Origin of the sequence: Streptomyces sp. NBC_01390 (genome assembly GCF_045040105.1) — a bacterium.
Taxonomy (GTDB): Bacteria; Actinomycetota; Actinomycetes; order Streptomycetales; family Streptomycetaceae; genus Streptomyces.
This window is the reverse complement of record NZ_CP109551.1, coordinates 2,680,408-2,699,030: the sequence shown is the minus strand read 5'-3', so window position 1 is coordinate 2,699,030 and position 18,623 is coordinate 2,680,408. Positions and strand designations below refer to the sequence as shown.

The window sequence follows — 18,623 nt, the reverse complement described above, 5'->3', positions numbered from 1 at the left end:
TAGGAGCTATAGGAGCGCTACGAGTCCTAGGAGTCCTGGGCGCCCTGTCCGCTCCGATCGCCCTCGTCGATGTCCCCGTCGACGTACACCCATGCCCCGTCGACCCGCTCGAACCGGCTCCGCTCCCGCAGTGCACCGCCCTGGTAGGAGGCTCGGAACGTCACCGTCCCGGTGGTGTGGAAGGCCGTACCGGCGCCCGTTTCGATGATCTCCAGGCCCGTCCACCGCATTCCCGGGTCGAATGGGATCCCCGCCGGGCGGGTACGCGGGTGCCAGGTGCGCAGGAGGTAGGGCTCGTCGCGCTTCACGAAAGCGCTGTAGCGGGAGCGCATCAGGGTCTCGGCGGTCGGTGCCGCCGCCTCACCCCGATGGAATCGGCCACAGCACTTTTCGTACGTCTCCGCAAGACCGCACGGACATGTGAAGCTCTGAACAGGGGTGGAGGGGCGTTGGCGCCGGAGATGCGCGGTACGTCGTGACATGACCGCCATTCTGCGGTACTGCCGGACTCATCGGCTGTGCGCATTCTGTGAAGTGGCTGACCCGACACGAGTACATCACGTGCGAGTCGTGCGCGGGCGCCTCCACCGAACCTTCCCCACGGGTGGCGTGAACACGTCTTGCTGGCTCAACTCCCCACCCCCAAAGGTGGATTACGCACTTGAGCATCAGGAGTCGCAAGCGTGTTGCTTGGCCCGGACGGCCGTCCGTCCGGGGCTCTGACGGGGGAAAGCTGAAGAGGTGTCATGGGCCGGCGCGTTCTCGCGCTCCGGACAGTTCCGTGCGCACCCGACCGGACGACTCTCCCTCCGCCTCCTCTTGGTGCCCTCATCCGGTGCCCGGACAGAGATTGGAGGGGGAATGCCGACGACAGCAGTGGGTGCGGCCAGGCCGACATACCCCGGCGTCTACGTCGAAGAGCTTCCCAGCAGCAGTCGTACCGTCTCCGCCGTGACCACGTCGGTGACCGCGTTCGTGGGGCACACCCGGCGCGGTCCGCTGAACGAACCCGTGCGTGTCACCGGATTCACCGAGTTCGAGCGGCGGTTCGGCGGCCTTGCCTCGCAGAGCGCCGTCGCCTACGCCGTGCACCAGTTCTTCGGCAACGGCGGTTCCGTCGCCGTGATCGTGCGCGTGGCGAAGTCCGGCAGCGGCAAGGCCGCGTGTGTCGTCCTGGAGTCCACCGAGGGCCACAGCGAGGCCCACGTCCTCCAAGTGCACGCCAGGGAACCCGGCGTGTGGGGCAACGGCCTGCGCGTCGCCGTGGACTACGACACCCCGAACTGCGACGAGACCTTCAACCTGCGGGTGTACGACGCGAAGGGCGACGCCCGCGAGTCCTTCACCGGGCTGTCCATGGACGCGGGGAACGGGCGGTACGCGCCGACCGTCGTCAACGCCGGATCGCGGCTCATCCGCGTCGAGGCGGTCGGGGAGGGGCGGCCCGATCCGTCCGGGACCGTGTCCAAGCCCTTCGGCAACGAACTGCCCGACCTGGCCGTCGACGTGACCGTCAAGATCGGTGACGTGGAGCGGGAGTTCACGCTCTACGACCCCGAGTGCGACGGCGAAGCCCCGTGCTCCGTCGCCGAGTTGGCGCTGCTGCTGGAGCGCAAGCTGCGGGCGCTGCCCGACGCGCCGGGCAGGCACGCCTACGCGGGTGTCGAAGTCACCGCGTTCGGGCGGCGGTTGCAGGTCGTCGCCGGGTCCACCGACCCCGAGGACGTCGTCCGCTTCCTCGGCCAGTGCGCCAACGACCTGGGCCTCGAAGCCTCCGTCAACCCGCCTGTCTTCCCCCTGGAGGGCGGCGAAGACGGCAAGGCCCCCGGCCCGCGCGACCTCATCGGCTCCGAGGCCGCCAAGACCGGCATCCAGGCCCTGCGTGGCGTCGCCGACGTCAACCTGCTGGCCCTGCCGGAGCTGGCGGCGTACGAGAAGACGGAGGACATGCTGACCGTCGTCTCGTCGGCGCAGCGGCTGTGCGAGGAGCGGCGGATGTTCCTGCTCGTCGACGCGCCCAGCACCTGGGTGAGCGTCGACACGGCCCGTGCCGGGCTCGCCGCCTTCGACGCGGTCCGGGGCAGCCACGCCGGCCTGTACTTCCCGCACCTCCAGCTCACCGACCCGCTCACCGGACGGCTGCGCGCCTTCCCGCCGTCGGGCGCAGTCGCCGGCGTCGTCGCGCGGACCGACGCGGAGCGCGGGGTGTGGAAGGCACCGGCCGGCACGGAGGCCCGTCTCGCGGGCGTCCACTCGCTCACCGTCGACCTGACCGACCGCGAGACCGGGCTGCTCAACCCGCTCGGCGTCAACTGCCTGCGGACGTTCCCCATGACGGGTCCGCTGGTGTGGGGGGCGCGCACGCTGGAGGGCTCCGACGCGCTCGACAGCGAGTGGAAGTACGTACCCGTGCGGCGGCTCGCACTGCATGTCGAGGAGAGCCTCCAACGCGGCCTGCAGTGGGTCGTGTTCGAGCCCAACGACGAGAGTCTCTGGCAGCAGATCCGGCTGGGCGCGTCCTCGTACCTGCACACCCTGTTCCGGCAGGGCGCCTTCAAGGGCAGCACGCCGCGCGAGGCGTACTTCGTCAAGTGCGACCACGAGACGACGACCGACGAGGACGTCGCGAACGGCGTCGTGAACGTCCTGGTGGGCATCGCGCCGGTGCGTCCCGCGGAGTTCGTGGTCGTCAGGATCCAGCAGACGTCCGGACAGTTCGCCCTCTAGGGCCGAGCAGGTCCCCGACGGACCTCGTAGGTCCCCGAACATCGTGGAGAGTTGAAGGAATCCGATGGCTGAGTTCACGGTCAACGCCCAGCGCTTCGACCCGTACAAGAACTTCAAGTTCCTGGTCCTGTGGGACGGTCGTACGGTCGCCGGCATCAGCAAGATCAGTCCGCTCAAGCGGACCACGGAGGTCGTCAAGCACCGCCACGGCGGCGACCCCTCCTCCCCGCGCAAGTCGCCGGGACGCTCCGAGTTCGAGGGCATCACCCTGGAGCGCGGGGTCACCCACGACCCCGAGTTCGACCGCTGGGCCAACAAGGTCTGGCAGATCGGGGCGGGCCTCGGCTCCGAGGTGTCCCTCGCGGACTTCCGCAAGGACATCGTCATCCAGGTCCTCAACGAGGCCGGCCAGGTCGCCGTCTCGCACAAGCTCTACCGGACCTGGCCCAGTGAGTACCAGGTCCTCGGCGAACTCGACGCCAACGCGAACGCGGTGGCCATCCAGTCGCTCAAGTTGGAGTGTGAGGGCTGGGAGCGGGACTACGAGGTGCCCGAGCCGCAGGAGCCGTCGTTCCTGAACCCGGCCTGAAACGACGGTAGTTGATCGATCGGGGGATGGGCATGGCGATCACCTCGGCGGCCGGACTGCTGGCCGCCTGGGAGGCGGGACTCGCCGAGGCGCCGGTCGGGCGTGCGCTGCTGCTGCACCGCACGGCCCGCCCGGACGTCGACACCGGAAGGCTGCCGCAGCTTCCGGTGGGCGAGCGCGAGGCGGACCTGTTCGAGCTGCGCCGCGCGCTGTTCGGCGAGCGCATGCAGGTACGGCTCGCGTGCTCGGCGTGCGGCGAGGACATGGAGTTCGAACTGGACGCGGGGGAGCTGGCGCGCTCCCTGGGCGGGCGGGGCGGTTCGCCTACCGGCGGAGGGGTGGCCTCGGCCGGTAGTGGCGCGGCCGCTTCGGATGGGCTCGGCGAGGTGGCCTCGGCCCGGATTGGCGGAGGGTCTGCTGCTGAGCGCGGCGGGTTGGCCTTTGCGGGTGGTGGCGGGGTTGGTGGGACCGGGCGTGGCGATGTTGCCTCGGCCGGATTCGGCGGAGGGGCTGCGGTCAGGCGTGGTGAGGAGGGTTCGGCCGGGCGTGGTGGTGTGGGCTCGGCCGAGAGTGACGGGTCGGGCGCTGCCGGGCGTGCTGGAGGGCCTGCGACCTGGGGCGGTGAGGTGGCCTCGGCCGGGCTGGGCCGTTCCGTTGTGCGGGTTCGACAGGACGGGTGGGACGTCGAGTTCCGGGTGCCCGGGGTTGCCGACCTCGCCGCGGCGGCCCGGGCCGCCGACCCGCGGGGGGCGCTGCTCGCGCGGTGCCTCGTGTCGGCGGTGTACGACGGGGCCGCCGTGTCCGCGACAGACCTGCCCGGCCCCGTGCAGCGCCGGATCGCCGAGGCCGTCGAGGCGGCCGACCCGGGCGCCGATCTGACGCTGAACGTGGCCTGCCCGGAGTGCCGGGCGGCCACCCAGGCCGAACTCGACATCGCCTCCTACCTGTGGACCGAACTGGACGCCTGGGCACGGGACGTGCTCCTCGACGTCCATCTGCTCGCCACCGCGTACGGCTGGAGCGAGCCGGAGATCCTGGCGCTCAGCCCGCTGCGGCGCCGCTACTACCTGGAGCTGTGTGCGGATGTCTGACTCACCGGCCCCCGACGGGCCCGACTTCCTCGACCGGTTGATCGCCCGGCACACCGCCGGAGCCGTCCCGGGCGCGTCCCGGGTGCGCCCCCGGCTGCCCGGGCCGTTCGAACGGGTCGAGGCGGTACGGGCCACGGCGCCCGAACCGGACGGCGAGGCCCCGTTGTGGCCCGCAGCCGCTCCGGTCGCGGCCGCACCGCACCCGGACCGGCCTCGCCCGGCGGCATCCGGGGCACGCCCGGCTCCGGAACGGGAGCGGACCGTCGTACACACAGAACGGGTGTACGACAGCCGGCCGACCGAACCCGCGCCGCGCACCGCCGACCCTGAAGGGCCCCTGCTGCGGCCGGTCACGCAGCTGCTGCCCAGCCCGCGACCGACTGCCGGAGCCGCGCGCCGCACGGCGGGTGGTCGGCACCCGGAAGACGACTCCACCCGGAACGCGGCGCCCGCGCCCCGCACCCCGGGCCCGGACTCCGCCTCCCGCGCCACCGCGTCCACGGTCCCGCGACCCAGCGCCGCGGACACGACCGCTGCGCGTGAGGCCGTACGGCAGGCCGCCGCGCGGCGGCCCGGACGGGCGCCAGAGCAGGTCGTCGAGGTACGGATCGGGCGGCTCGAAGTGACGGCGGCGGCACCCGCGGGAGGTACCCGTCGGCGTACGACGGCTGGCGAGCGACCCGGAGCGACCGTGAGCCTCGCGGACTATCTGGCCCGGGGGCGCGAGTGAACCGCGCGACGCGGCCGGCCCAGGAAGAGGAAGCAGTTGGACGAGCAGCGGGGACCGGGGAACTGACCTCATGAGCAACGCACTTGCCATCGCCCACGTCACCCAGGCCCTCGCTGTCCTGATCGAGAACAACCTGGGGCCGGAGTTCGACGCGGCCGTCACGGTCGAGACACGTAAGCCGCCGACCGAACCGTCCGGCGAACCGACCATCCATGTGTTCCTGTACCAGGTCACGCCCAACACCTCACAGCGCAACAACGACCTGCCGACCCGCGCCGCCGACGGCACGCTGGTCAAGCGGCCCGCCGCCGCACTGGACCTGCACTTCCTGATCAGCGCGTACGGCGAGGAGAACGAGCTGGTCGGGCAGCGCCTGATCGGCTCTGTCGTCCGCACCCTGCACGAGATACCGATCCTGCCGAAGGACGTCATCGAACAGGCGGGTGAGAAGCCGTACTTGGCGGGCAGCGACCTTCTGGAATCGGCGCAGCGCGTCCGCTTCACACCGACGGTGATGGACGTCGACGAGACGTCGAAGCTCTGGGGAATGCTCTACCAGACGCCGTACTCGCTGTCGGTCGTCTACCAGGCCGCCCTCGTCCTCATCGAGGGACGTGAATCGCCGGTCGCGGCGAAGCCGGTACAGCGGCCCGATGTACGCGTGCTGCCGTTCGGGGCGCCGGGCGCACCTGAGCCGGGTGGGCAGGCGCTGCCACCCGTGAACGAGGTTGTGCAGGACGGGAGTTCGGAATCTGATCCGGAATCGGCGTCCCGGCCCGCGAAGGCTGCGGCGAAGGCGCCCGCCAGGAAAGCCGTGGTGAAGGCACCGGCGAAGGCGACACAGTCCCGCACCCGCAAGACGGCCCAGCCGGCGAAGGCGACGGAGCCGGGGTCGGGCGGCGGCAGGGGCGCGCGCGGCGGCGCGGGCAAGCGCGCGACCGCCTCCCCGGACAGGGCAGGAGAGCCCGACAAACCTGAGAACACCCAGAACACCCAGAACACCGAGAACGCCGAGAGCTGAGGGCCGGGTGCGGACAACGAGCGGGGGCAGCTGACGACATGGGGATGACAGAGGGGACCGGCGTGCACGCCACGGGTCCGACGACGCTGACGGCGGAGATCCGGCGTGTGCTCGCCCGCGTCGACGCACACGCGGCGCACGCCGGACAGGGGCAGGGGACACGGGGCGTCGAGGATTCGCAGCCCGACACCATGCCCGTGCCCGCCGGTCCCGTCACCGCGCCCCTCGACGCCCTCGTCACCTGCTTCGGCCTCACCCCCTTCGAACGGGACCTCGTACTCCTCACCGCCGCCCAGGAGTTGGAGCCGACCACCGCCGCCCGCTGCGCCGCCGCCTGCGGTGACCGGGAGCGGACGTACCCGACCTTCTCGCTCGCCCTCGCCGCGCTTGCCGAGCCGCACTGGAGCGCGCTCACCCCGGTGGCACCGCTGCGCCGCTGGCGGATCACCGAGCTGGACGACGACTCACGGCTGACGACATCCAGGCTCCGCCTCGACGAACGCATCCTGCACTTCCTGCTGGGCTCGCCCTACCTCGACGCCCGGCTGCACGGCCAGCTGCGACGCGCGAGCGTGCCGGACCGGCTGCCGCCCTCGTACGACCTGGCCGCGAGCCGGGTCGCGGCCGGCTGGGCGACCGCGACGAGCCCCGACGCGCCGCTGCTCGTCGAGGTGACCGGCGGCGAGCTGCGCAGCCGGGCCGACATCGGCGCCGCCGCGGCGGCCCGCGCCGGGCTCGGGCTGTACTCGCTGAGCGCCGAGGACATCCCGGGTGACCCCGCCGAACGGGACCGCTTCGCCCGGCTCTGGCAGCGCGAGGCGATCCTGCTGCCCGCCGCGCTCCTCGTCGACGTGGGCGAACTGGACCGCGACCAGCGGACGGCGACGGAGGCGTTCCTCGCCGGGGCCGCCGTACCCGTCGTGGTGTCGAGCGAGGACCCGCTGCGCACGGACCGCCCGCACGGCACCCGGGTCACCGTCCCCCGACTGGACGAGGAGGAGCAACTCGCCCTCTGGGCCGACGCGTTCGAGGAAGTCGCCGACCTCGGCCAAGGTGAACTCCGGTCCCTGGTCGCGCAGTTCCAGCTGCCCCCGCACGTGGTGCGGGCGGCGGCAGCGGCCGTACGGCGTGATCTCCCCGGCGAGGACGACCTGGACGCGGCCGAACTCGCCTGGCGGGCCGGGCTCGACGAGGCGCGGGTCGGGATGGACGAGCTGGGGCGGCGCATCGAACCCGAGGCGGCCTGGGGCGACCTCGTCCTGCACGAGCGGCAGACGAGCGTACTGCGCGAGATCGTCGCGCATGTCCGTCAGCGCCCGACCGTCCACCAGGAGTGGGGATTCGCCGCGACGCTGCGCCGAGGGCTCGGTGTCACGGCCCTCTTCGCGGGCGGCTCCGGCACCGGCAAGACGCTGGCCGCCGAAGTCATGGCGAAGGAGCTGGGCCTCGACCTGTTCGTCGTCGACCTCTCCCAGGTCGTCAGCAAGTACATCGGGGAGACCGAGAAGAACCTGCGCCGGGTCTTCGACGCCGCCGAACGCGGCGGCGCCCTCCTGCTGTTCGACGAGGCCGACGCTCTCTTCGGCAAGCGCAGCGAGGTCAAGGACAGCCACGACCGGTACGCCAACCTCGAAGTCAGCTATCTGCTGATGCGGATGGAGGCCTACCGGGGCCTCGCCATCCTCACCACCAACATGAAGAAGGCCCTGGACACGGCGTTCCTGCGGCGCATCCGCTTCGTCGTCGACTTCCCCTTCCCCGCCGAACACGAACGCGCCGAGATCTGGCGCCGCGTCCTGCCCCCGCAGGCCCCGGTGAAGGACATCGACGCCGCCCTGCTCGCCCAACTCACCGTCGCGGGCGGCTCGATCCGCAACATCGCCCTGTCCGGCGCGTTCCTCGCCGCCGAGGAGGGCGACCGCCTCCAGATGCGTCACATGCTCGCGGCGGCCCGCACCGAGTACCTCAAGCTGGAGCGCTCCCTGACGCCGACGGAGGTGCGCGGATGGGTGTGAACGGGCAGCGTCAGCAGGCGCCCTCGGCGATACGGCTGGACATCGGCGAACTCGTGCTCGACGGGTTCCGGGCAGACCCCGAGCGGGTCTCGGCGGCCTTCGAGCACGAACTCACCCGCCTGGTACGGGAGTACGGCGTGCCCCTCGCGGCCGACGGCGCGGTGGGCGTCGACGCGCTGACCGGGCTGCCGCCGCTGCCCGCCGGCCTGTCCGCACGCCGCCTCGGGCAGGAACTGGCCCGCGCCGTGCACCAGGGGCTCAGCGGTCAGGGGGAGGTGACCCGGTGAGCGGCAACGCGCAGTCCCAGGACGCCCGTTCGGAGCAGTCGGCCGCCGAGCAGCGCCGACGCAGGCGAAAGGAACGGGGCGCCAAGTCCCGTACCCCGTCTGCGAAGGACGTCGTCAGCGGCGCCGGACAACCGCTCGATCCCGGCGTACGACGGGAGTTGGAGGAGCGCCTCGGTCACGACCTCAGCCGCGTACGGCTGCACACCGGCCGGGACGCCGCACAGCTGACCGAGCTGCTCGGCGCGGACGCGGTGGCCGTCGGCCAGGACATCCTCTTCCGCGAGGGCGCCTACCGCCCGGGTACCGCGGACGGGCAGCGCCTGCTCGCCCACGAGCTGCTGCACACCGTCCAGAACCCGCACGGGCTCGGCGCGCTGCGGGCCGGGCGGGACCTGGGCGCGGTGAGCCTGCCGCAGCAGGCGATCGAGCGGGAGGCGGAGTCGGCCGCCCAGGAACTTGTCCGGGGCGGGGAGATCGCAGCCGGCACTGCGCAGCCCGAGGGCGCGGTCGAGGAAGGGCAGGCTACGCCGGGCTGGCTGCGCTACGCCACCGTCGACGCCGACCGGATGCGGGCCGAGGCCGTCGACCCGGCGACCCTTGTGGACCGGCTCGCGGGCGGTGTGCTGCGCTCGCTGCGCGGCGACCCCGCCGACGCCTCCGGCCGGGTGCGACTCGAACTGGCGCGTATGTCCGAGCAGTTGGAGGACGCCGTCATCGAGCGGCTGGAGGCGCGGCTGCTCACTCCGGAGTACGAGCGCCTCCTCGACCTCGCCGAACAGGCGGACGGCCCGGGCCCGCTGGAGCTCCAGCCCGCCGAGGTGCCGCTGCCCGAGATGGACCTCTTCGAGGCCCTCGGCGTCGAGCGCGTCCAGTGGAAGAAGCAGCAGGAGTCGGGCCGGGGTTCGCGTGACCGGCGTGCCGCCGACGCCCGCGAGGAGCGGCAGGACGCCAGGGACCGCGACGAGAAGGCCGGTGTGCAGCGCAGTCGGGCGCGGTCCGACGCAGCCACCGAGGATCAGGAGGCCGCGCAGCGCACGGAGCAGGAGGACGAGCGCAACGCGTCCCGGCAGCGGGCCGGGCAGGAGCAGCAACAGGAGGGCGAGAAGGCCGCCGCCGACCGGGAGCGCACCGACGAGGCGGCCGACGAGCGCGCCCAGGGGCAGCAGCAGGGCGCGGAGGAGGCCAAGGAGGAGCGCAGGGAACAGCGCGAACGCGAGGAGGCCGACCCCGAGCAGGCCAACGCCCCTGGGGCCGACAAGCGCGGGCGCAAGGACCAGCAGACCCAGCCCGCCGCCGGGGCCAGGCGCGAGGAACTGGACCCGAAGCAGAAGGGCCAGCCCGGTCCCGTACGGCCGGAGAAGGTGGACGAACGGGGTGAACAGGCCGACTCGGCGCTGTCCGAGCACGGGCTGAACGAGAAGGATGAGAACGGGGGCGCGGGGGACGCCGAGGTCGACCCGCGTGAGGAGGAGCAGCCGCTCGGCCTCGAAGCGGGCGCCGACCGGGAGGTCGCGGGCGGCCAGGACGAGGGCGCCGCGGCGGGCGGCGACTCCGAACCCGTGATCAAGCCCGAGGACCATCTTCCCGAGGCCGACCTCGACCTGTCGGCCGTACCGACCGCGGACCAGCTCCAGCCGGGTGCCTCCGAACCGACGCCGCCGACCTTCCCGACTCCGCCGCCGACGAAGGCGGAGAAGATCGAGCAGGAGCGGGAGAAGCGGGACCAGGAGGAGGACGAGCAGGCCGCCGGGCCCGAACCGAAGGCTCCCGGCCAGGACGAGGGGCCCGTCGAGGGCGAGGCGCCGCAGCCCGAGAACGGGCCGGCCGCCCAGGCCCAGGACCGTGGCACCAAGGACCTCCAGGAGACCGAGAAACCGCTCGACCAGGAGGTCGGCCGGGACCCCGCCACCGAGGACAGGGAACGGCCCGAGCCGGAGGCCGAGAAGCCCGCCCCGGAGCAGCAGCAGGAGAAGGAGCAGACCAAGGACGCCTCCGACGATCCCGGCGAGACCGGGGCGGAGGGCGGCGACGAGCCGCCGGACGCCAGGGACGCGCAGGAGGAGAAGAGCGATCGGCAGGAGCGTACGAGGGTGCAGGCGCGGTCGGCACCGGGTCCGGTGGCTGCCGTGGCGGGCTTCTCGCCGGCCACGGCCACCACGAGCATGGTGGCGACCGCCGGCGTGTCCCGTCCGGCCGGTGCGCAGACTCCGAAGACACCTGTCGAGGACCGTGATCCCTCGCCCGCCGCACGGCGTGGGGCCGAGCCGCCCAGGTCCGAGCGTGAGGCGCCCGGCGCCAAGAGCAGCATCCCCAAGGAGACGGGACCCGGCGCCGTACCGCGCGGGCCGGTGGGCGGTAGTGGCAAGAGCGGCCCGACGACCGCCGCCGGGCCGGGTGCCGCGCCGTCCGTCGCCCAGGCGGCGGTGAGTCCGGCAGCCGAGCAGACCGCGGCACCCGGCCAGACGTCGGACAGTGCATCCCCCCAGCCCGAGGCGTCCCTGGAGAAGGACGGCGGTGGCTGCGCGCCGCCCGAGCCCGCCGCGGAGAAGGACGACGGGGGCAAGGGCAGTTGCGGCGGGGGCGGCGGAGAGGCCGCGTCCGAGGAGAAGGAGCAGGAGCCGCCGGACGTCTCGGCGCAGGACCCCAAGACCGCCGTACAGACCGTGGGCAAGCTGGCACCCGACCAGGCGGCGGCGGCCCTGCCCGGTGTCGACCGGGCCGCGAGCAAGAAGGTCGGCGAGGAGCAGCAGCGTCTCGACGCCGCCCCGCCCACGCGGGAACGTCCCTCGGGGGCGCCCAGGACGCTGTCCGGGAAGCCCGAGGCCGCCCCGGCGGCGGACGCGGTCACCGGCAAGGTGGAGAAGCTCGGCCCGGAGGACCGGGCCGAGAAGCAGAAGGCCAAGGGCAGCGACAAGGCCGAGGGCAGGCGCCCCACGGACGACGTGCCTCCGCCGCCGCCCCCCGCCGTGCCGGACAAGGGACTCAGCGAGGCCGAGGCCGCGAACGTCGATGCCGCGGCCGACGCCGTACCGACCACCGACCCCGAACTCGCGAACAAGACGGTCGGACCGGCGCCCAAGATCCGGCTGGAGGGCGCCAGCGACCCGACGCGCACCGACGACCAGCAGCGGGCCCTGAAGGAGAAGCAGTCCGAGATCCAGCAGACGGGCCGTGACGACGCGGCCAAGCCGATGGGCGAGGACCAGATCTTCCCGGACGCGCCCCGGGAACAGCTCGCGGGCAAGGCGGCCGGCGGCCGGCGGGGCAAGGGCGGCGGGCTCAAGGCCATCTCCCGGCCCAAGGACGGCGTCGGAGCCGTCGCCAAGCAGGAGAAGGGCCCGGAGATCCAGGGCGCCGCGGGTCAGGCGCAGGGTGATCTCGGGACCGAGGAACAGAAGCACCAGCAGGGCGAACAGCAGGCCAAGCAGGAGAAGCAGGCCGAGATCGACCGCGAGGTCGCGCAGAACACCGACAAGCAGACCGCCGAACGGGGCAGGGCCGCCCGTGAGACCCAGGCGCAGCGGGAGGACTGGCGGGCCGAGCAGGACAAGAAGATCGCGGACGCGGACAAGGAGTCCGACGACGAGCACGGCACCAGGAACAAGGAGATCGTCAAGGCGCGCGACGACAAGGACAAGGAGGTCGCGGCGCGCAAGGACACGGACAACGCGCAGATCGACACCGAGCGCGAGAACGCCGAGAAGGAGGCCGAGAGGAAGAAGGAGGAGGAGAAGCCGTCCGGTGGCTTCTTCGGCTGGGTCGCCGACAAGGTGGGCGACTTCTTCAAGGGTCTGCTCGAAGCGGTCACCAAGGTCTTCGAGGCCGCACGTGCTCTCGTCAACGGCATCATCGACAAGTTCAAGGAGTGGGCCAACGCGGCGATCGACTTCGTCCGCGACCTGGCCGTCGCGGCGATCAACGCGCTCGCCGACGCGCTGATCGCGATCGGTGACGTGCTGCTGGCGGCCTTCCCGGAGCTGCGGGACAGGTTCCGCAACGCGATCGAGGGGCTGCGGGACGCGGCCATAGCCACGGTCAACGAACTGGCGGACGGCCTGAAGAAGGCGGTCAACTCGCTCCTGGACGCACTGGCGGCGGGCCTGAACGCGTTGCTGGACGTCCTCGAAGCAGGCCTCAAGGCGGTCATCAAGGCCTTCGAGGCCATCATCGTCGGCGCGATCAAGTTCGCGCAGGCGGCGATCGAGGCGCTGGGGAAGTTCGCGGCGCTGGTGGCCGACATCGCGCCGGACCCGGGTGGCTGGATAGGCAAGGCGGGCAGTTCGGCCAAGTCGGGGATCACGGACCATCTCTGGAGCGCCATCAAGGTGGGCGTGAAGCGGTGGTTCGACACGAAGGTCGAGGGCATCCTGGGCCTCGGCAAGGCGGTCATCAACGTCCTGGTCAAGGGCTGCGTCTCGCTGAAGCAGATCGGCAAGATGGCGTGGGACGCGATCATCGCGTCCCTGCCGATGATGATCGCGTCGCTGGTCATCGAGAAGGTCGTCTCGATGATCGTCCCGGCGGCGGGCGCGATCCTGACGATCGTCCAGGGCCTGATGGCGGCCTGGCAGTCGATCAGCTCGATCCTGGCGGCGTTCGGGAAGTTCTGGGCGTACCTGAAGGCGGTCAAGGCGGGCCCGGCGGCGTGCCTGTTCGCGGAAGCGGTGGCGGCGGGCGTGGTGGCCCTGCTCGACTTCATCGCCAACTTCCTGATGATCAGGCTCTCCTCGGCGACGAAGGGAGTGGGTGCGCGGCTCAAGGCCATGTCCCAGAAGGTCATGGACGGCCTGAAGCGGACGGGCAAGGGCGCGAGGTCGGCGGCGGGCAACGCGGTCAACAAGGCGCGGGGGGCGCTGCGGAACGCCACGCAGAAGGTGGCGGAGCCGGCGGCCGCGCCGAGGCCCAAGGGGGCCCCGTCCCCGGGCCCGAAGGCTCCGGTGAAGCCGAAGGACACGGCTACGCCTAAGGGGCCGGCGAAGCAGGAGCCGGTGGGGGCGAAGCGGCAGGACGCGGCGGAGCAGCGGCGTCCGGACCAGGACAGAACCCCCGACCGGGACCAGGCGCCGGCCAAGGACAAGAGCCCCGAGGCCCCGTCCAAGAAGAAGGAGATCGAGGGCCCCAAGCCGACCAAGCCGAAGAAGCCCAAGTCCCCTGCAGGGAAGGCCCTGTCGAGGGCAAAGGGAGCGGTCAAGTCCGCTCTGAAGAAGGTCGGGAACGCGGCGAAAACGCTCGGCCGGAAGTTGAAGAAGACGAAGGTCGGCAAGGCGCTGAAGAACAGCGCATCGAAGTTGCGCAACGCATTCAAGAAGAAGCGTGACCGATTGCGCGACGACAAGAAGAACTGGACGGACCAGAAGAAGCGCCAGTCCGACAATGGCAAGAAGAAGGAGAAAACAAAGGAGTCCAAGGAGGCTCGGCTGGCAGCAATCTTGGCACGTATCCGCCCCCTGGTCGAGAAACTCCTGAGAAAGGGAGTTCCCGACCATGCGCTGCGCGCTGCTCTCGCGGGAATGCGCCTCTGGTACCGACTGACGGATCTATCCACCGTCGGGTTCCCCGACTTCAAGATCCTCGCCACGCTCAATCCTCGCGGCTATGTAATCGACGGTGTCTACTACGACTACACCGGCGAGGAGATCGATCGCCTTGGCGACAAAATTCGACGCTTCAACTCGAATGCCGAAGCTGAGGCCTACGGAGAAGCGGTGCTGAGGCCCATCATCAAGGCGATTCCCGCCGCACAGCGGAAGGCAATCGAGGAGTACACCTGGTGGTCGTATCCTTATAATCAAATTTCCCGCGGGCGTGATCCGGGTGTCGCTCTTGCGGATTGGCAGCGGGATCGCGGCAAGAGGGCGCCCTTCCTCGATGTGTTCGGCGGCCGGGAGCCGACGTTGAGAGAGGTCGTGGCCGCTTCGCGGCGCACCGACATCACGCCCAAACAACGCAAGATCATTGACAGAATCGTAAGTTCTCAGGACCCGAGAAAGCAGCTTCGCGTCGAACTGAAGAACAAGGGTTTGCGAGATCGACTGACGAGAACCTTTGGGGGGACTTTCCCGACAGAGGCCGACATGATGTCCCGCATGGATCTGATGGACCAAGCGCTGCAGAATCCACTCCCGGAGGGGCTCGGGGTGCAACGAACCCTCCAGAAGGTGGATTTCATGCCCGGATACTCGGGCGATGCCAATAGCCTGAAGGGAACCACTCAGCGGGAGCCTGGTTATATGTCCACTTCGTTGGGCGCCACTTCTGCGTTTGCCGACACCAAGCGGAACCCCTATCGAATTCATCTGGATGTACCGAAGGGTGCGCCGGGTCTGTGGATCGGCCAGTTGAGCAAGTACTCGGAGCAGCGGGAGATAATCCTGCCGAGGAATACTGAATACATCATCACCGACGTCCGAGGGCCGACAGCCGATGGGGTCTGGGACATCTACGCCAGGGTCATCCTGCCCAGGCCCTAGCTCACCAATTTTCCAGTAGCGACAAAGTAGCCTATGAGAGGAGGGCAGTCACCAATGGTCCCACATGATGCGCACGAGCCTTCGAGGGCTTACTCCACTGGCACGGGGGCTCCCGTGCGATACCTACCGGTGACCATGGAGGGGGAGTTGATCGGCTACCTCTGGGCATCGGAGCGTAACGACGGAATCAGTTTTATTCGACGACTGGTTGCCCAACGCCCCACCCTTCTCGCGTCCGTAGCCTGGTCCGAACGGTTGGATCAGGCCGAGAGGGACGGTCTTGCACCGCTGCAGGCGCTGCGTCGTTGGATCGGAGTGCCGGAAGACGCCGAGGCCGGCTGTATCGCAGCCGACGCCGTAGAACAGGCGGCGCCAGATCTGCGAACACTGGAAGAGCTCACCAACCCGGAGCATAAGGAACCCTCCTCCGAAGAGGAGAACGACGATAATTCCGTCGTGGACGAGGCCATGATGGATCGTTCACAAGGTTGGGAAGATCTCTCTCCCTTCACACTCGAACGGCCTGGTTACGCGTTCTTGACCGACGGGCCGATTCGGTATCTTCCGGTCCGTCGAGGGCGGCTTCTGCTGGGTTTTCTGTGGGCCTCGGAGACTGACGACGCGGCCTATTTCATCAAGCGGGCAGGTGCCGGAGCCGACGGCACCTATGCCGAGGGCCGATGGATTTCGCTGCTGCGCCGGGCCAAGGAGGAAGGGCTCACCCCGATCCAAGCTCTGCACCATTGGATCGGCGCACCAGAGGACCCCGTGGCGGGTGGCATCGCCGCCGACGCGGTGGAACAGCAGCTGCCGGATGTGCAAGCGCTTGAAGCGCTTGCCGACATGCTCACAGAGGACAACAAGTCGTGACCCGCTACGCCGACATCCCCAAACCCATCCGCTCCGGAATAGTCGTCGTCAACCCCGACACCGGTACCCCCCAGCGCATCATCGTCCTCCAGTTCAACCCGGACACCCTGGAGCGCAGCCTCGCACCCCAGACCGCCGGCGACAGCGCCGACTCCGGAGGCGGCGGTGGGACCGGGGGTGGGGACAAGAACGAAGCTCTCCGGCTCAAGGGGCCCGCGCAGGAGACCTGGAAGTTCACCGCCGAGATCGATGCCACCGATCAGTTCGAGGTCGCCGCGCCCGACGGTATCCATCCCCAACTCGCCACCCTCGAAATGCTTGTTCAGCCCACCACTGACCAACTGCGCGCCGCGAGCCGGCTCGCGCAGAGCGGGACCATCGAGATCAGCCCGATCGAGATGCCGTTGACCCTGTTCACCTGGGGGAGCAAGCGCGTCATGCCCGTTCGGCTGACCGAGCTGTCCGTCAACGAGTCCGCGTTCGACGTGAACCTCAATCCGATCCGTGCCTCTCTCGGCATCGGTATGAAGATCCTCACCGTCAGCGATCTGCCCGCCGGGCACAGAGGCGCCGACCTCTACATGGCGCACCTCGCGCAGAAGGAACAGCTCGCCGCTGCCGCCCGGGGCGGAAGCCTCGGGGCACTCGGGCTCGGCGGCATCGGCGTCGGTGTCGGCGCGTTCAGTGGAAGGGGCTGAGGGAGACCGCCATGGCCGACATCGAACCGTACGAGAACGCCCTGGACGCCATTCCGGGCGCTCATCCCTATCCGCGCACCAGTCGGTATCACGACGCCGAGATCGGGGTTCACCGTCAGGCCGACGGGACCGAAGTCCGTTACGTCAAACGGCGGTTGCTGCCCCCTCTCCACGACGACACGCACCCCCACACCGTCGGGGCCGGCGAGCGCCCAGACCTTCTCGCCCAGCGCTACTTCGGCGACCCCGCCCAGTGGTGGCAGATCGCCGACGCCAACCCCGTACTCGACCCACGGGAGTTGACTGAAGAGCCCGGCCGGGTCATCGGCATACCGACCCTCGGCGGGCTCCCGCGAGGTGACCGGCGTGTTTGATCTGCCCGTGGGGCAGGGCCCCGTCCACATCACGCTTCTCATGGGGCCCAAGCTCGTCCAGCCCGTCCCCGCCGAGGTCACCCAGGCCCTGCTGTCCGCGCAGATCACCGCGACCGCGGGTGAACGCAGCGGATTCCAGCTGGCCTTCGACCTCACCAAGAACGGCATCATCAGCCGACGGCTGCTCCCCGAGGGGTTCTTCGACCCCAAGACCCGCCTCATCGTGACCGTCGCCGTCAGAGGCACCCCCGACGTCCTCTTCGACGGCCTGATCGTCCGGCACGAGGTCGGCGCCAGCAACCAGCCCGGCCACTCCACCCTCACCATCACCGGCGAAGACCTGACCCTCCTCCTCGACCTGGAGGAACGCACCGCCCGCTACCCCAACCTCCCGCCCTCCGAGCGCGTCCTCGCCATCCTGCGTCAGTACTCCGACTACGGCATCCGGCCCGACGTCTACACGGAGAAGATCGCCCAGCCACCGCACCAGGATCTCCGCGTCCACTACCAGACCGGCACCGACCTCCAGTACGTCACCGAACTCGCCCGCGCCAACGGCTACACCTTCTACCTCGAACCCGGACCCAACCCCGGCCAGTCCTCCGCCCGTTGGGGGCCCGAGGTGCGGCTCGGGATACGGCAGCACGCGCTCAACGTCAACATGGACGCCAACTCCACTGTCGATCAACTGACGTTCGCCTACGACGGGACGGCGCGCGAGGAGCCGCAGGCCCGTTGGCAGGACCCGGGGACCAGGCTGTCCACGCTGCTGCCCCAGCCGCCGATCAGCCCGCTGCGTCCGCCGCTGGGCAAGCGGCCCACCCCGGCCCTCAAGCGCCGCACCCTGTCCGGCACCGCCAAGCAGCAACGGGCGGAAGCCGAGGCCGAGTTGCTGGCGCGTGCAGCCGTCTCCGCCGATGTCGTCTCCGGTTCGGGCTCGCTCGACGTCAACCGGCACGGCTACATCCTCCAGCCCCGCCAACTCGTCGGCGTACGCGGCTCGGGACGGGCGTACGACGGCGACTACTACGTCAAGTCCGTCACCCACAACCTGCGTCCGGGCTCCTACCAGCAGAACTTCACCCTCTCCCGGGAGGGACTGGAGGCGCTGAGCGACTACGTCAGGCCCTGACCCCCGGCCCCCGGTGCGCCAACCGCGCAATACCCGCAACAGACCACAGACCGCAGATAACTAACCAGGAGCAGTTCAGCATGGCGGCACCCAGTAATCGCTACCTCGGCAAATTCCGTGGCCGGGTCGTCGACAACAACGACCCGCTGAGGATCGGACGTCTCACCGTCGAGGTTCCGGACGTCCTCGGCGACGAGCCGTCGACGTGGGCGCTGCCCTGTCTGCCGTTCACCGGTCACGAGTCCGGCCAGTTCGTGGTGCCGAAGGAGGGGGCGGGGGTGTGGGTGGAGTTCGAGCAGGGGGACCCCAGCTTCCCGATCTGGACCGGCTGCTGGTGGGGGACCGCCGACGAACTGCCGCCCGACGCGCGCCGCGAGCTGGAGGCCAACGCGGCCAACAAGCCGGTCGTCGTGCAGACGCCCCTCGCGCACAAGCTCGTCATGAACGACACACCCGGCGTCGAGCAGGGGATCCTCCTCCAGGCCCAGGGCGGCGCCTACATCCGCATCACCCAGGGAGTCATCGTCATCGCCAACGGCGCGGGCGCCGAGGTCCTGCTGAGTGGCGATCAAGTGACCATCAATGAGGGCCAGTTGACCGTGCTCTCGAAGCGATAGAA

The 18,623-nt window shown here is 70.3% G+C and carries 13 protein-coding genes and 1 pseudogene; 13 read left to right on the top strand and 1 reads right to left on the bottom strand.

Annotated elements, in window-relative coordinates; translation table 11 throughout:
• Positions 1 to 26: 26 nt before the first annotated feature.
• On the bottom strand, positions 27 to 482 hold the full coding sequence (locus OG241_RS11980) for a YchJ family protein (RefSeq protein WP_405815227.1): 456 nt from the start codon (positions 480 to 482) through the stop codon (positions 27 to 29).
• A 379-nt stretch (positions 483 to 861) separates the two neighbouring features.
• On the opposite strand from OG241_RS11980, the gene OG241_RS11975 reads away from it, so the two are divergent.
• The 13 genes and pseudogenes from OG241_RS11975 (at position 862) to OG241_RS11915 (ending at position 18,621) form a co-directional block, all read left to right on the top strand.
• Complete coding sequence (locus OG241_RS11975; RefSeq protein ID WP_405815226.1) at positions 862 to 2,727, top strand: phage tail sheath family protein; 1,866 nt, start codon at positions 862 to 864, stop codon at positions 2,725 to 2,727.
• Between the two features lie 64 nt (positions 2,728 to 2,791).
• Positions 2,792 to 3,316 carry a phage tail protein gene (locus tag OG241_RS11970; RefSeq protein ID WP_006376990.1) on the top strand — a complete coding sequence of 175 codons (525 nt, stop codon included), beginning with the start codon at positions 2,792 to 2,794 and terminating at the stop codon, positions 3,314 to 3,316.
• Positions 3,317 to 3,960: 644 nt separating this feature from the next.
• Positions 3,961 to 4,407 (top strand): annotated as a pseudogene (locus tag OG241_RS11965) (hypothetical protein); the annotation flags it as partial.
• On the top strand, positions 4,400 to 5,137 hold the full coding sequence (locus OG241_RS11960; RefSeq protein WP_405815224.1) for a hypothetical protein: 738 nt from the start codon (positions 4,400 to 4,402) through the stop codon (positions 5,135 to 5,137). The pseudogene OG241_RS11965 and the gene OG241_RS11960, both read left to right, overlap by 8 nt.
• Before the next feature lie 70 nt (positions 5,138 to 5,207).
• Complete coding sequence (locus OG241_RS11955) at positions 5,208 to 6,158, top strand: DUF4255 domain-containing protein (RefSeq protein ID WP_405815222.1); 951 nt, start codon at positions 5,208 to 5,210, stop codon at positions 6,156 to 6,158.
• Positions 6,159 to 6,202: 44 nt separating this feature from the next.
• Positions 6,203 to 8,173, top strand: coding sequence for an ATP-binding protein (locus tag OG241_RS11950; RefSeq protein WP_405815221.1), 1,971 nt, complete (start codon positions 6,203 to 6,205; stop codon positions 8,171 to 8,173).
• On the top strand, positions 8,164 to 8,460 hold the full coding sequence (locus OG241_RS11945) for a hypothetical protein (RefSeq protein ID WP_405815220.1): 297 nt from the start codon (positions 8,164 to 8,166) through the stop codon (positions 8,458 to 8,460). The genes OG241_RS11950 and OG241_RS11945 overlap by 10 nt, the downstream gene beginning before the upstream one ends.
• On the top strand, positions 8,457 to 14,930 hold the full coding sequence (locus tag OG241_RS11940) for a DUF4157 domain-containing protein (RefSeq protein WP_405815219.1): 6,474 nt from the start codon (positions 8,457 to 8,459) through the stop codon (positions 14,928 to 14,930). The genes OG241_RS11945 and OG241_RS11940 overlap by 4 nt, the downstream gene beginning before the upstream one ends.
• Before the next feature lie 147 nt (positions 14,931 to 15,077).
• Positions 15,078 to 15,800, top strand: a complete 723-nt coding sequence (locus tag OG241_RS11935) for a hypothetical protein (RefSeq protein WP_405815218.1) — start codon at positions 15,078 to 15,080, stop codon at positions 15,798 to 15,800.
• A complete protein-coding gene (locus OG241_RS11930; protein WP_405815216.1) occupies positions 15,797 to 16,498 on the top strand; it encodes a hypothetical protein in 702 nt (233 codons plus the stop codon). Before OG241_RS11935 ends, OG241_RS11930 begins: the two co-directional genes overlap by 4 nt.
• Before the next feature lie 11 nt (positions 16,499 to 16,509).
• Positions 16,510 to 16,872 (top strand): hypothetical protein, encoded by a 363-nt coding sequence (locus tag OG241_RS11925; protein WP_405815215.1) that lies wholly within the window; start codon positions 16,510 to 16,512, stop codon positions 16,870 to 16,872.
• Positions 16,865 to 18,004, top strand: coding sequence for a hypothetical protein (locus OG241_RS11920; RefSeq protein WP_405815213.1), 1,140 nt, complete (start codon positions 16,865 to 16,867; stop codon positions 18,002 to 18,004). The genes OG241_RS11925 and OG241_RS11920 overlap by 8 nt, the downstream gene beginning before the upstream one ends.
• A gap of 80 nt (positions 18,005 to 18,084) precedes the next feature.
• Positions 18,085 to 18,621: a phage baseplate assembly protein V gene (locus OG241_RS11915; protein ID WP_405815212.1), complete on the top strand. Its 537-nt coding sequence runs from the start codon at positions 18,085 to 18,087 to the stop codon at positions 18,619 to 18,621.
• The last annotated feature ends 2 nt before the right edge of the window (positions 18,622 to 18,623 follow it).